Genomic DNA, 12,747 nt, shown 5'->3' on the forward strand with positions numbered 1-12,747 from the left:
GAAGCTATGTGCGGAATCATCGGATACGTGGGTCCTCGGCAGAGCCAGGACATCCTGCTGGCGGGTCTGGCGCGGCTGGAATACCGGGGCTACGACTCCGCGGGCATCGCGGTGATCGACGGCGACGGCGGCCTCGGCATGCGCAAGCGCGCCGGCAAGCTGTCCGTGCTGCGTGACGACCTGGCATCCACGCCCCTCGCCGACGGCACCACGGGCATCGGACACACGCGCTGGGCCACGCACGGGGGACCGACGGATGCCAACGCGCACCCGCACCTCGCCGACGACGACAAGCTCGCCGTGATCCACAACGGCATCATCGAGAACTTCGCCGAGCTGAAGAGCGAGCTCATGGGCGAGGGCGTGACCTTCCGCAGCGAGACCGACACCGAGGTCGCCGCCGCCATGATCGGCCGCGAGTACGCCCGGACCGGAGATCTCGTCTCGGCGTTCCGCGCCGTGGTGTCGCGCCTCGATGGCGCGTACACGCTGCTCGCGATGCACAAGGACCACCCGGGTCTCGTCGTCGGCGCGCGCCGCAACTCTCCGCTGGTGATCGGCCTGGGCGAGGGCGAGAACTTCCTCGGTTCCGACGTCGCCGCGTTCGTCGAGCACACCCGCAAGGCCCTCGCGATCGGCCAGGACGAGATCGTCGCGATCACGCCCGGCGGTGTCGAGGTCACCGACTTCTCCGGTGCCCCGGTCGAGGTCGAGGCCTTCGAGGTCACGTGGGACGCGTCCGCCGCTGAGAAGGGCGGCTGGTCGTCGTTCATGGCGAAGGAGGTCTCGGAGGAGCCCGAGGCCGTCGCCAACACCCTCCGCGGTCGCATTCACGAGGGCCGCGTCGAGATCCCCGAGCTCGACGGCATGGACGAGTTCCTCGCCGACATCGATCGCATCCTCGTCATCGCGTGCGGCACCGCCGCGTACGCCGGCATGGTCGGCAAGTACGCGCTCGAGACGTGGACGCGGGTCCCCGTCGACGTGGAGCTCGCGCACGAGTTCCGCTACCGCGACCCCGTGCTCTCGCCTCGGACCCTCGTCGTGTCGATCAGCCAGTCCGGCGAGACGATGGACACGCTCATGGCCGTGAAGTACGCCCGGGCGCGCGGCGCCAAGACGCTGTCGATCTGCAACACGCAGGGGGCGACCATCCCGCGCGAGTCGGATGCCATCGTCTACACGCACGCCGGTCCCGAGGTCGCCGTCGCCTCGACGAAGGCGTTCGTCGCGCAGATCACGGCGCTGTACCTGCTCGCGCTGCACGTCGGTCGCGTGCGCGGCGCGGTCGACCCCGTGGCCGCCGTCGAGGCGGTCACCGAGCTCGAGGCCGTCCCCGGCAAGATCGCGCGTGTGCTCGAGACCGAGCAGACCCGCATCGAGCAGCTCGCGCACTGGATGGCGGACACCCGCTCGGTGCTGTTCCTCGGCCGCAACGTCGGCTACCCGATCGCGCTCGAGGGGGCGCTGAAGCTCAAGGAGCTGGCGTACATCCACGCCGAGGGCTTCGCCGCCGGTGAGCTCAAGCACGGGCCGATCGCCCTGATCGAACCCGGTCAGCCGGTGTTCGTCGTGGTGCCGTCGCCGCGCGGTTCGGGCGAGATGCACAAGAAGGTCGTGTCGAACATCGAGGAGATCCGCGCCCGCGGTGCCCGCGTGATCGCGATCGCGGAGGAGGGCGACGTGGCCGTGCTCCCCGCCGCGGACGAGGTCCTCCGCATCCCGCTCGCCGCGCCGATGTTCGAGCCGCTGCTCGCGGTGGTGCCGCTGCACATCTTCGCGATGGGCCTCGCCGAGGCCAAGGGCCTGGACGTGGACCAGCCGCGCAACCTCGCGAAGTCGGTGACGGTCGAGTAGGACCGGATGTTTTCGGGGCCGGATGCCGATGGCATCCGGCCCCTTCTTCGTCGAGGGGCGGCGCACAACTCCTGCAATCCTGTCGCGCGGAGCCGCGGCGCGGGTTCGGTGGCCGGTGCTGCAGGAGTTGTGCGGGCGCGTCGGCGGCGTCGCGGACCGCGCACAACTCCGGCAGAAGGCGCCGGGGTGGCCGGTGAGCGGCGACATCGGTGGGATGTGCCGGAGTTGTGCGCGGGGGTGGGCGCGGCGGTGGTACGGCACCGGCAGAATGGACAGGATGCCAGGGAGGGAGGGCGCATGATCGTCGGAATCGGCGTCGACCTGGTCGACGTGCCGCGCTTCGAGCAACAGCTCGCGCGGACCCCCCGTCTTCTCGAACGGCTCTTCGCGCCCGCGGAGCGGCTGCTCAAGCCCCGCTCGCTGGCGGCCCGATACGCCGCGAAGGAAGCGCTGATCAAGGCCCTGGGCGGGTCCGACGGGGTGTACTGGACCGACATCGAGGTGACGCCCGAGCCCTCGGGCCGCCCGACGTTCACGCTCACCGGCGAGACCGCGGCGACGGTGTCCGCGCGCGGGATCACCGCGCTGCACCTGTCGATGTCGCACGATGCGGCGCTGGCCACCGCGTACGTCATCGCGGAAGCGGGCCCCGCTGAACCGACCCGGGAGGGCGTCGAATGAGGATGGCATCCGGAGTTCTGCGCGAAGCGCTGATCGACGTCGACGCGATCGCCGAGAACGTGCGGCACCTGCGCCGCTTGACCGGCGTCGAGGTCATCGCGGTCGTCAAGGCCGAGGGGTACGGGCACGGCGCGCACCGGGCGGCCCTGGCGGCGCTCCGCGGTGGGGCGACCCGGATCGGCGTCTCCGACATCGACGAAGCGCTGGCCCTCCGGCGCCGGGGGATCCGCGCGCCGCTCTTCGCGTGGCTGCACGCTCCCGGTGCGTCTTTCGCGGAGGCCGTCCGCGAGGACGTCGAGCTCGGGATCTCCGACATCGACCAGCTGTTGCGCGCGGGCGAGGCGGCACAGGGCGACCGGCCCGCGGCCGTCCACCTGAAGATCGAGACGGGCCTCTCGCGCAACGGCATCGCACCCGCGGACTGGCGCGTGGTGTTCTCCGAGGCCGCGCGCCTCGAGCGCATCGGTCGCCTGCGAGTCGTCGGGCTCTTCTCGCACCTGTCGAACGCGAGCGAGGTCGACGACCGCGCCGCGCTGGCGAAGTTCGAGGAGGGCGTCGTGCTCGCGGCCGCCGCCGGACTGAATCCGCCGCTCCGGCACATCGCGGCGACGCACGCCGCGATCGCCCTGCCCGAGGCGCGGTTGAACGCGGTGCGCATCGGCATCGGCATCTACGGCATCTCGCCGTTCGACGACCGGTCCTCGGCGGACCTGGGCCTTCGTCCCGCGATGACGTTGCGCGGAGCCGTCGCCGCGGTCCGCCGCGTGCCCGCCGGCACCGGCGTGTCCTACGGCTACGCGTATCGCACGGAGACCGACACGACGCTCGCGCTCGTGCCCCTCGGGTACGCGGACGGCGTGCCGCGGCAGGCGTCGGGTCGCGGTCCGGTGACGATCAACGGCCGGCGCTTCACGGTCGCCGGTCGCATCGCCATGGATCAGTTCGTGGTCGATGTCGGCGACCACCCCGTCGCTGTCGGTGACGAGGCGGTGCTGTTCGGCGACCCGACGCTCGGCGTGCCGTCGGCGAGGGAATGGGCGGATGCCGCCGACACCATCGACTACGAGATCGTGACGCGCATCGGCGCGCGCGTGCCGCGACGGGAGGTGGGTGCGTGAGCGTTCCCGACGAGCTGCTGGGCGAGCGCGAGGTCGCCGGTCCCGCCGACATGGAAGAGCTCGGGCGTGCGCTCGGCCAGGCTCTCGAGCCCGGCGACGTGGTCGTGCTCACCGGTCCGCTCGGCGCCGGCAAGACGACCCTGACCCGCGGGATCGGCGCGGGGCTCGGCATCCGGGGTCCGGTCCAGAGTCCGACGTTCGTGATCGCGCGGACGCACCCGTCGCTCGTGGGTGGCGCTCCTCTCGTGCACGTGGATGCCTATCGCCTCGGGGCCGCCGTCGAGCTCGACGACCTCGACATCGACGTGGAGCACTCGGTCGTGATCGTGGAATGGGGTCGCGGCGTCGCCGACCACCTCGCCGACGCCTGGTGGGAGATCGAGATCTCCCACCAGGCGGGCGGACGAGGCGTCGACAATGCGTGCGGCGAGATCGCCCCGCACACCCTCGACCTGGACGCGGACGCGCCGCGGACGGTGACGGTGTCGCGGAGGCACTGAGGGCTCAGGTCGGCTGGCGGTCGCGCGACGCGCTCGAGCGGCGGTCGGGCTCGGCGGTCCAGACGTCGCGCAGGGCGCGGAGGGTCTCGTACGCCTGCTCGACGTGGGCGAAGTGGCCGCTGTCGTCGAGCACCGTCTCGCGATAGCCGGGGATGCGGCGGCGGGCATCGCGCGCGTCGTGGTGGCCGGCGAAGACGTCGTGGCGACCGCGAACGGCCCGCACCGGCGCGGTGATCCTCTTCCAGGCGTCGTCGTCGTGGGTGCGGGCGGCGCGCGCCGCCGCGAGGAAGGCGGCGGGCCGGATCTCGTCGGCCAGCGCGTCCGAGACGGCCGGGGCGACGCGGTCCGGATGCCGGAACAGCGGGCGCGCGAACAGGCGCAGCGCCCCGATGCGGCGCAGACCGCGGAGCAACGGACGGGCGAGCGGACCGAGGCCCCGGAGGATCCCCATTGCCACGACCATCCCGGCGAACGCCGGCAGCGCCGCCCAGCCGGTGGCGGGCCTGCGTACGACAGCACGCACCGCCGCGCCGGTGGGGGAGACGAGTCCGACCGCGACGGTCTGCGCCGGGAATCGTGCCGCCACGTCCAGGGCGATCACGGCGCCGAGCGAGTGGCCGACGACGCGCCACCGCGGATATCCGAGGGCCCGGGCCACCGCGACGACCGCCTCCGCGGCATCCGTCGGCGAGGGTGCCGGCCCCGGCGACTCGCCCCACCCCGGCAGGTCGATCGCGATGACGTCATCGAGCGGGATGCCGAGCCGATCGGCCGCGCCCAGGAGTGGCATCCACGTCTTCCATGACCCCGCGGCACCGTGCAGCAGCACCGTCGCAACCGTGCCGCCCGAGCGTCGGCCGGCGTGCGCGACGATCGGCCCCGCAGCCGTCGGCACCACCAGTCGGCGCAGCTGTCGTTCCATGCCTCTTGTTCGGAGCGGAGCGCTCCGCCGGATGCCTGCAGAACTCCGGCAGTTCCGCAGATCCGCGGCCGTCGATGCGCGGCGCGGCGCCTTTTGCCGGAGTTGTGCGCGTGGGCCGATGGAGCCATGTCCCACTTAGTGCGGTTGGCGGCGCCCTCAGGCAGCAAGAAGTGGGACATGCCCCGCCAGAAAGGGGACGAGGTACCCCGACCCGCCGCCGACGGCACCGACGTCGGACGCCCCGGATACCCTGGAACGGTGATCATCGGCATCGACACCTCCCTCGGCACCGCGGTGGCGGCCATCGCGCGCGACGGGGAAGTGCTCGCCGACGAGCAGAGCGCCAACGCCCTCGGGCACGCCGAAGTCATCGGCGACCTGCTCCGCCGCGCTGCCCAGGCGGCACCCGCCCCGACGCACGTCGCGATCGGCATGGGCCCGGGGCCGTTCACGGGTCTTCGCGTCGGCATCGCCACCGCACGCGCGTTCGCGCGGGGGCGTGGCATCCCGGCCGTGCCCGTGCCGAGTCACGACGGCATCGCGCTCGGCATCCTGCTCTCCGACGCCCTCACCGGCACCGAGACCCCGCGCTTCGCCGTCGTCACCGACGCCCGCCGCAAAGAATTCGCGTACAGCGTCTACGACGGCATCGACGACGACGGCCTCCCGATCCGGATCATGGATGCCACGCTCAGCCCCCGCGACGACCTCGACGCCCGTCTCGCCGAAGTCGGAGCCCTGCGTCATGACGCGACGAGCGTCTCGGCCGCGATGGTCGCGCTCGCCGCGGCCCGCGCGCTCGACGCCGGTCGTGAACTCGCCGACTCCGAGCCGCTGTATCTCCGCAGCCCCGACGTCGTCGCCGCCCACGCCCCGAAGCGGGTGAGCTGATGCCCACCCGCACCGCGACGCTCGACGACCTCGACGCGATCATGGCTCTCGAACACGCGTCGTTCCCGACCGACGCGTGGAGCCCGGCGATGATGCGCGAAGAGCTCGCGTCGCCGCACGGCTGGTACGTCGTCGTCGAAGAGGCCGGCCGTCTCGTCGGCTACGCGGGGCTGCGCGCCGTCCGCGGGGCGAAGGATGCCGACATCCAGACCATCACGATCGCCGAGACCGCGCGCGGACGCGGCCGCGGCCGCGCTCTGCTGACCGAACTGCTGGAGGAAGCCGAGCGCCGCGGCGTGCACGACGTGTTCCTCGAGGTGCGCGCCGACAACCCCGTCGCGCAGGCGCTGTACGCGTCGGAGGGATTCGCCGAGGTCGGCCGACGCCCGCGGTACTACCAGCCCGACGACGTCGATGCGATCGTCATGCAGCTCGACCTGCGGGCGTGGGCGGCTCGACGCACACCCGACGACGCCGCGACGACCGGAAAGGGATGGTGCTGATGGACGCGCCCCTCGTGCTCGGCATCGAGACCAGCTGCGACGAGACCGGGATCGGGATCGTCCGCGGTCGGCAGCTGCTGAGCAACACGATCGCCTCGAGCATGGACGAGCACGCGCGCTACGGCGGCGTCGTGCCCGAGGTCGCAGCCCGGGCTCACCTCGAGGCGCTGCAGCCGTCGATCGACGCGGCGCTCGCCGAGGCCGGTGTGACCCTGGACGAGATCGACGCCGTCGCCGTCACGAGCGGCCCCGGCCTGGCCGGTGCCCTGATGGTCGGCGTCGGCGCGGCCAAGGGCCTCGCGGTCGCCCTCGACAAGCCGCTGTACGCCGTGAACCACCTCGTCGGCCATATCGCCGCCGACATCCTCGACGACGACGCCGGCGAACTGGAGTACCCGACGGTCGCGCTGCTCGTGAGCGGCGGTCACACGTCTCTGCTCCTCGTCCGCGACCTCACCAGCGACGTCGAACTGCTCGGCGAGACCATGGACGACGCGGCCGGCGAGGCGTTCGACAAGGTCGCGCGGCTGCTGAAGCTGCCGTATCCCGGCGGCCCCGAGATCGATCGCGCCGCGGCGTCGGGCGATCCGACCGCAATCCGCTTCCCCCGCGGGCTCTCGCGCGCTTCCGACATGGCATCCCACCGCTACGACTTCTCGTTCTCGGGCCTCAAGACCGCCGTCGCCCGGTGGGTCGAGCAGCACGAGGCGGCGGGGCAGCCGGTGCCGGTCGCCGATGTCGCGGCGTCGTTCCGCGAGGCCGTCGTCGACGTGCTGGTCACCAAAGCCCTCGACGCGTGCGAGCGCTACGGGGTGCCGCGCCTGCTGCTCGGCGGGGGAGTGATCGCCAACAAGCGTCTGCGCGACGTCGCCCTCGAACGCGCCGCCGCGGCGGGCGTCGCCGTGCGCATCCCGCCGCTGCGGCTCTGCACCGACAACGGCGCCATGATCGCCGCGCTCGCCGCCGAGCTCATCTCCTCGGGTCGTCGCCCGTCGACGCTCGCCTTCGGCGCCGACTCCACGCTTCCGGTCACCGAGATCCAGGTGGCGGAGGATCCGGATGCCATGTTCCCGGCGCCGCTCCCCGCCCGGGCGGCCTCGTGAGCGAGACGCAGCCCCCGCCGAGTCGGCGCGCGCTCAAGGCGACCGAGGCCGAGGCAGCCCCCACGGCCGCGGAGCAGATCGCGGCGGGCGACGCGTTCGACGACCACCGCCTGCCCACGGCGCAGCTCGAGCGCGCGGCGTTCGGCGAGCACGTCGTGCCGTGGAGCCCGCCGGTACCGGTCGCGCCGCCGTCCGTCGCCCCGTGGGCCCTGGCCGTCGCGATCGCCGCTCTGATCGCGTCGCTGTTCGCGGGTGTCCTGTTGCCGCTCGGTGTGATCGCGATCGTCATGTCGATCATCTCGCTGCGCCGCGCGCACGACAGCCGCCGCGTGGCGATCTGGGCGCTCGCCCTCGCGGTGCTCTCAGTGATCTTCAGCGTCGGGTGGCTGCTGTGGGCGCTGCCGCAGCTGTCACCGGTGTAACCCGCGCAGCTCTCCGAGCACCTCCGACACGATGTCCCGGATGCCGGGATGCTCCGCGGTGCGTCCGACGCGCGGCCCGACGGCCGGCCCCGGCACCGTGTGACCGCCCCCGTGGACGATGGAGAGGGTCACGGGTGGCCGCCCGGGCTCGCGATAGGCGAGGGTCTCCACCGGGACTTTCGCGGATGCCGCGGGCTCGCTCCGCTGCGGCGCGACCGTGATTTCGTTCCGCCGGGCGAAGTACTCCGCCGTCGCGACCGCCGAGAGCGTCCGCCCGTCGATCGAGAAGACCTTCCGCACCCACCACGACATCCGTCCGCCCTCGAACGGGATGATCGGGTCGGCCGTGCCCGCCACGATCGCCACGGGGACCGGATGGTCGGTTCGCGAGGAGAATTCCGCGCTGAAGTTCTCGCGCTCGGGCATGGTCGCGGCCACGATCACGGCGCCGGCGAGGAGCTCCCCGGCCTCGTGGAGGAGCCGGATGACCATCTGGCCGCCGTTGGAGAAGCCGACCGCGACGACGGACCCGGTGTCGATCCCGTGGCTCTCGGCGAGCGACGACACGACCTCGCGGGCGAAGGCGATGTCATCGACGTTCTCGCGTCGGGCCGGGAAGGAACTCTGGACCCGGGCGTCGTTCCAATTGCTCCGGTACCCGTCGAGGTAGGCGACGACGGTGCGGCCCTCCGCGGCGAGGGTGTCGAGCGAATGACCCGTGAAACGCCGGTGGCTCTCGCCGGTCTGCTTCGACCCGTGGAAGACGAGGACGAGAGGGCGACCCGCCGGGCCCTCCGGGTCGCCGACCACGACGAATGTCCGGGTGCGGCCACCGGCCTCGACTCGCGCGTTCATGATTCCCTCCCGCCCCGCGGCCCTCTGCCCGATGGCGTGGGAGAGCGTATAGATTGACATCGTGTCAAGGTCAAGGCGGGATTCATGAGGATCGGCGAGGTCAGCCGGCGCAGCGGCGTGAGCCCGCGCTCGCTGCGCTACTACGAGCAGCTCGGGCTCATCGCCTCCGAGCGCGAATCCAACGGGTACCGCCGCTACGACCAGGTCGCGGTCGAGCGAGCCATCGTCATCCACATGCTGTTCGGAATGGACTTCCCGCGCGAGATCGTCACGTCGGTGCTCGCGTGCACCGGTGATGCGCCCGCCGGGGCTCACGACGAGCTCTACGCACAGTTGGATCGCGTCCGCGCGGACCTGAGCGAGCGCATCGAGACGCTCGTCGAGACGCGGAGCCGCATCGACGAGTTCCTTGCGGCACGCGCCGCGGGTGCGGCGGCCTGAGCCGCGAGGCCGCACGCGCCGCGCGCCGCGGCCTGACCCGCGCGCCAGCGGGTGCCGCGGCCTGACCCCCTGCCTCAGCGCACGCGGTCGGCGAGCAGCGCGACGCGGCGCCCCTCGACCCGCGTCATGAGCAGCGTCGCCGACTCGTCGCCGCGCAACGACAGCCGCGTCCGCAGCACGGCGGGGTCGATGTCCACGCCGCGCTTCTTGATCTCGAGCGTTCCGATGTTTCGCTCCCGCAGCGCCCGAGCGAGCTTCTTCGTGTCCGCGGGGAGCTCCTCGCGCACGCGGAACGACGAGACGAAGGGGCTGGTGAGCGCCGCGTCCGAGGTCAGGTAGGCGATGCCCGGCGCCAGCATCCCGGCATCCAGGGAACGAGCGACCTCCCCGATGAGCCGCGCGCGGATCACGGCGCCGTCGGGCTCGTGCACGAAGGCGCCGAGTTCGCGGGGTTCGGCGTCGGGGGCGTCGGCTGGAGCGGTGAGCTCCCAGGCGTCGTCGCCGCGCACGACGAGCGCGGCGCGGCGGACGCCCTGGCGCGCCAGGCTCCCCGCCCACAGGACGAGCTCGATCGTGGAGCCGTCGGCGCTGATCCACTGCGCCTCGACGTCGTCCGGGATCAGTTCGCGGTCGAACGCCGGCCCGAGCTTCACTCCGCCCGGACGCTCCCGCAGCAGCCCGAAGACCCAGTCCAGCGACGGCGACCACTGGTCGGCCGACACGCGCCGCGTGTCGCCGTGCCCGGCGGTGCGCCGCGCGGGGTCGAGCCACACGGCATCCACTCGGCCGAGGTCGGCGTCCTCCGCGCGCCCGTGCGCCACGGTGACGGCGTCGCCGAAGGGTGCGAGGTTGTACGCGGCGATCGCGGCCGTGACCTCGTCGGCGTCGACGGCGTGCACCCGAATGTCGAGGCCCGCGAGGCCCAGAGCGTCGCCGCCGATACCGCAGCCGAGGTCGGCCACCGACGTGATGCCCGCGGCACGGAAGCGTCCCGCGTGCCGCGCCGCGATCGGCAGTCGCGTCGCCTGTTCCAGTCCCGCTCGCGTGAAAAGCATGCGGTCGGCGAACGGACCGAACTTCGCCCCGGCCTTGACGCGCAGCCGGGCCTGGCTCACGACGGCGGCGACGAGATCGGGCGAGTGGCCGGCGGCGCGCAGTCGCGACACCGCGCGCGCGGCCTCGTCGGTCGTGGTGAGCGGACCCACCTCGTCGAGCAGGGTCAGCCCCTCGGGGGTGAGCAGGGCGGTCAGCTCGGCGATCTCCACCGAGCCAGCCTAGGTGGCCTGGCGAGGGAGGCAGCGCGCACGATTCCCCAGCGCCCGTAACGCCGGCGCCGGGGAATCGTTGTCATCCGAAGGTTGACGTCAGCTGGCCCAGCACTGTCGCGTTGGCACTTGTCCTCGGTTGTAGGTCACGCAGTTCTCCTTGCAGTTCGCCGCGGTCAAGCAGCAGGAGGAAGACGAAGCGAACTACATGTCGCGTCGCGCGGTCGATACGACCTCCTCCACCCCGTCGGAGGCGGAAATCGCGGCCGCACGGGCAGCGGGCGGGCAAGCGGCCGTCGACGAGTTGACGGCGGCTCGCCAGAGTCTCGGCAGCGGCGATCTCGCGCAGTACATCATCAGCATCGGTGGCCAGCTGCTCCTCGACTTCTTCGGGATCACCGACATCGTCAACTGCGTCACCAAGGGCGACCTCGGAGCCTGCGCCATGGGGCTGATCGGGTTCCTCCCGATCGGCAAGATCTTCCAAGCGGGGAAGGCCATCGCCCTCCTCGGCAAGCTCGTGCCGCAGATCGTCGAGTTCTTCGCCAAGCACCAGAGCGCGCTCCGGACGATCGAGAAGTACAGCTCGGTCGCCGTGGCTTGCGGGGTCGGGGCGGGCTTCCGTGTAGCGGCCTCGTCGCTTGCGTCCCAGTCCAGTTGCGGTGGGCCGGGGCCAGTGCGTCTTGGTCAAGCCGGGGAAGAGGCAGTTCGTAACGCCGTCGACATCGGTATCAAGCCCACCAAACCTCCGATCGATATGGAGGGGCTGCCAAGAATACCCGATGGACTCACCGCTACGACACTCACAGAGGTGAAGAACGTTAGTAAGTTGTCCTATACCAAACAGCTTCGCGACTACGTCACCTGGGCCAAGAAGCAGGATCCGAAAATCGTCGTTCATCTTTACGTCCGTGGAGCGCCCAATGCGACGAACCTGTCGGATCCCCTCATTCGGGCGATAACGGCAGGAGACATCAAGATCTTCCCCATCCCCTTCCCGTAAATTGAAGAAGCAGGAGAAGCAAGCTTGAGTAGCTCGTGGATGATTTTTCTCTCCCTTGTCTCGTACGCGGATTTCTCGATGGATGAGGCGCGGGAGGTCGCGCGGGTCTTCGATGCGTACCCGGAGTTCCGCCCTGCGCGGGTGGGTGGGGACCCGGCGCGCATCGCTGTTCAGGGATCATTTGAGGAAACCGTTGCGAAGCACGGCCTCCCTATTCGATGGTTGACCGAGTGGCGAGATGGTGACGGGACGCGATATTTCGGGCAGATCGGTCTCTTCCCTGGTCGCGGCAGCTACGTGGGGAGGGCAGGCAGAGAGGGAGACTTCATCCTGACCGGTCATGAAATCGAGCAGGAGTGGTCCGAGACCGGTGTGGGTTCGGGGGACCGTATTGAGCGGGTGGTCGAGTTCTTTGAGGCGCTCGCCGTCGCGTCGAATGCCGCCTACGGCCTGGTGAGCACCCTCCCCACGTCTGTGCGGATCATGTACTGCCTCCCGGGTGTGTTCTGGTTGAACTACTTCGGGCCTGCCTTCGTGACGAGAATGCCTGGTCTTAGAGAGATCGAGGGGGGCCGGACCACCTCCCGGGGTGGGGTGCTCGTGCGGACCACCCGTCGACCGTGGTCGATGATCGAGGATCCGCCCGAGGCGGCTGCGCGCGTCCGCGCGCTCTTTCCCGATGAGGCCTTTTCTGATGCGGGAGGGGGCGTCGGCGTCCCCTCGATCGCGGACCATCTGGCGGCAGCCGGGGGCACTCTCGTGATGCCGTGGGAGGTTCATCGCGCGGCGAGGGCGTCCGCGCTCCGAGAGAAGAAGTACTCGAAAGCACGCGCGGAGATTTTGCGTGCCGTCGAATCTCGGCCTGTCCCGGAGCTGAACGCGGATGCCAGGGAATGGTCGGCGTCGTTCGACCTCGGGGAGGGGAAACGGTTCCTGCGGGCTCTGAACAGGAAGCTCGGGGGTGAGCTCTCCGGACCACTGGGGAAGGCGCTCATGAGCGTTGTGGAGACGGCGCCGAAGGATGACGAAGACCACGTCCTCGTGAACACGGATTTCGGTGTTGTTCGAATCGGGTGGTTCATCGACGACGTCGAGACCGTCGATGTCTACGTGTTCGGTGCGCCCGAGGTCTGCGATTTCAGTGACCGTTGGTACGAGAAGAACATCGCGGACTGATCGTGCAGAT

The 12,747-nt window shown here is 71.0% G+C and carries 14 protein-coding genes; 11 read left to right on the forward strand and 3 right to left on the reverse strand.

The annotated features are described in order from the left end of the window. Nucleotides 1-6 precede the first annotated feature (6 nt). The 4 genes from glmS to tsaE all read left to right on the forward strand — a co-directional run bounded on the left by glmS (nucleotide 7) and on the right by tsaE (nucleotide 4,156). The gene (glmS, locus tag AVW09_RS02185; RefSeq protein WP_063256463.1) at nucleotides 7-1,857 is read left to right on the forward strand and encodes a glutamine--fructose-6-phosphate transaminase (isomerizing); all 1,851 of its coding nucleotides are present in this window, start codon (nucleotides 7-9) and stop codon (nucleotides 1,855-1,857) included. Nucleotides 1,858-2,154: 297 nt separating this feature from the next. Then, on the forward strand, nucleotides 2,155-2,538 hold the full coding sequence (locus AVW09_RS02190; protein WP_063256464.1) for a holo-ACP synthase: 384 nt from the start codon (nucleotides 2,155-2,157) through the stop codon (nucleotides 2,536-2,538). After that, a complete protein-coding gene (alr, locus tag AVW09_RS02195; protein ID WP_063256465.1) occupies nucleotides 2,535-3,656 on the forward strand; it encodes an alanine racemase in 1,122 nt (373 codons plus the stop codon). The genes AVW09_RS02190 and alr overlap by 4 nt, the downstream gene beginning before the upstream one ends. Beyond that, a complete protein-coding gene (gene tsaE, locus AVW09_RS02200; RefSeq protein ID WP_063256466.1) occupies nucleotides 3,653-4,156 on the forward strand; it encodes a tRNA (adenosine(37)-N6)-threonylcarbamoyltransferase complex ATPase subunit type 1 TsaE in 504 nt (167 codons plus the stop codon). The genes alr and tsaE overlap by 4 nt, the downstream gene beginning before the upstream one ends. A gap of 4 nt (nucleotides 4,157-4,160) precedes the next feature. Here tsaE and AVW09_RS02205 read toward each other — a convergent pair whose 3' ends face one another. Continuing rightward, nucleotides 4,161-5,078 (reverse strand): alpha/beta fold hydrolase, encoded by a 918-nt coding sequence (locus AVW09_RS02205; RefSeq protein WP_063256467.1) that lies wholly within the window; start codon nucleotides 5,076-5,078, stop codon nucleotides 4,161-4,163. A gap of 258 nt (nucleotides 5,079-5,336) precedes the next feature. On the opposite strand from AVW09_RS02205, the gene tsaB reads away from it, so the two are divergent. From tsaB to AVW09_RS02225, 4 genes are read left to right on the forward strand one after another with little or no spacing between them, the layout of a single operon-like run. Next, nucleotides 5,337-5,969 (forward strand): tRNA (adenosine(37)-N6)-threonylcarbamoyltransferase complex dimerization subunit type 1 TsaB, encoded by a 633-nt coding sequence (tsaB, locus tag AVW09_RS02210; protein ID WP_063256468.1) that lies wholly within the window; start codon nucleotides 5,337-5,339, stop codon nucleotides 5,967-5,969. Then, entirely contained in the window at nucleotides 5,969-6,472 is a 504-nt protein-coding gene (rimI, locus tag AVW09_RS02215) for a ribosomal protein S18-alanine N-acetyltransferase (RefSeq protein ID WP_063256469.1), read from the forward strand. The genes tsaB and rimI overlap by 1 nt, the downstream gene beginning before the upstream one ends. Continuing rightward, entirely contained in the window at nucleotides 6,472-7,575 is a 1,104-nt protein-coding gene (gene tsaD / locus AVW09_RS02220; RefSeq protein ID WP_063256544.1) for a tRNA (adenosine(37)-N6)-threonylcarbamoyltransferase complex transferase subunit TsaD, read from the forward strand. Before rimI ends, tsaD begins: the two co-directional genes overlap by 1 nt. After that, entirely contained in the window at nucleotides 7,572-7,997 is a 426-nt protein-coding gene (locus AVW09_RS02225) for a hypothetical protein (protein WP_063256470.1), read from the forward strand. Before tsaD ends, AVW09_RS02225 begins: the two co-directional genes overlap by 4 nt. Here the strand turns inward: AVW09_RS02225 and AVW09_RS02230 are convergent. Continuing rightward, nucleotides 7,986-8,852, reverse strand: a complete 867-nt coding sequence (locus tag AVW09_RS02230) for an alpha/beta hydrolase family esterase (protein ID WP_063256471.1) — start codon at nucleotides 8,850-8,852, stop codon at nucleotides 7,986-7,988. The two genes, AVW09_RS02225 and AVW09_RS02230, sit on opposite strands and share 12 nt — an antisense overlap. Before the next feature lie 84 nt (nucleotides 8,853-8,936). Here AVW09_RS02230 and AVW09_RS02235 point away from each other — a divergent pair, with 84 nt between their 5' ends. Beyond that, entirely contained in the window at nucleotides 8,937-9,293 is a 357-nt protein-coding gene (locus AVW09_RS02235; protein ID WP_082822771.1) for a MerR family DNA-binding transcriptional regulator, read from the forward strand. A 74-nt stretch (nucleotides 9,294-9,367) separates the two neighbouring features. On the opposite strand, the gene AVW09_RS02240 is transcribed toward AVW09_RS02235, so the two are convergent. Further along, complete coding sequence (locus AVW09_RS02240; RefSeq protein ID WP_063256473.1) at nucleotides 9,368-10,558, reverse strand: class I SAM-dependent methyltransferase; 1,191 nt, start codon at nucleotides 10,556-10,558, stop codon at nucleotides 9,368-9,370. A 160-nt stretch (nucleotides 10,559-10,718) separates the two neighbouring features. Between AVW09_RS02240 and AVW09_RS02245 the strand changes: the two genes are divergently transcribed. Further along, nucleotides 10,719-11,561, forward strand: coding sequence for a putative toxin (locus tag AVW09_RS02245; RefSeq protein ID WP_063256474.1), 843 nt, complete (start codon nucleotides 10,719-10,721; stop codon nucleotides 11,559-11,561). A 39-nt stretch (nucleotides 11,562-11,600) separates the two neighbouring features. Beyond that, nucleotides 11,601-12,737 carry a hypothetical protein gene (locus AVW09_RS02250; protein WP_063256475.1) on the forward strand — a complete coding sequence of 379 codons (1,137 nt, stop codon included), beginning with the start codon at nucleotides 11,601-11,603 and terminating at the stop codon, nucleotides 12,735-12,737. Nucleotides 12,738-12,747 lie beyond the last annotated feature (10 nt).

It is taken from the genome of Microbacterium sp. T32 (assembly GCF_001619615.1).
In the GTDB taxonomy this organism is placed as follows: domain Bacteria; phylum Actinomycetota; class Actinomycetes; order Actinomycetales; family Microbacteriaceae; genus Microbacterium.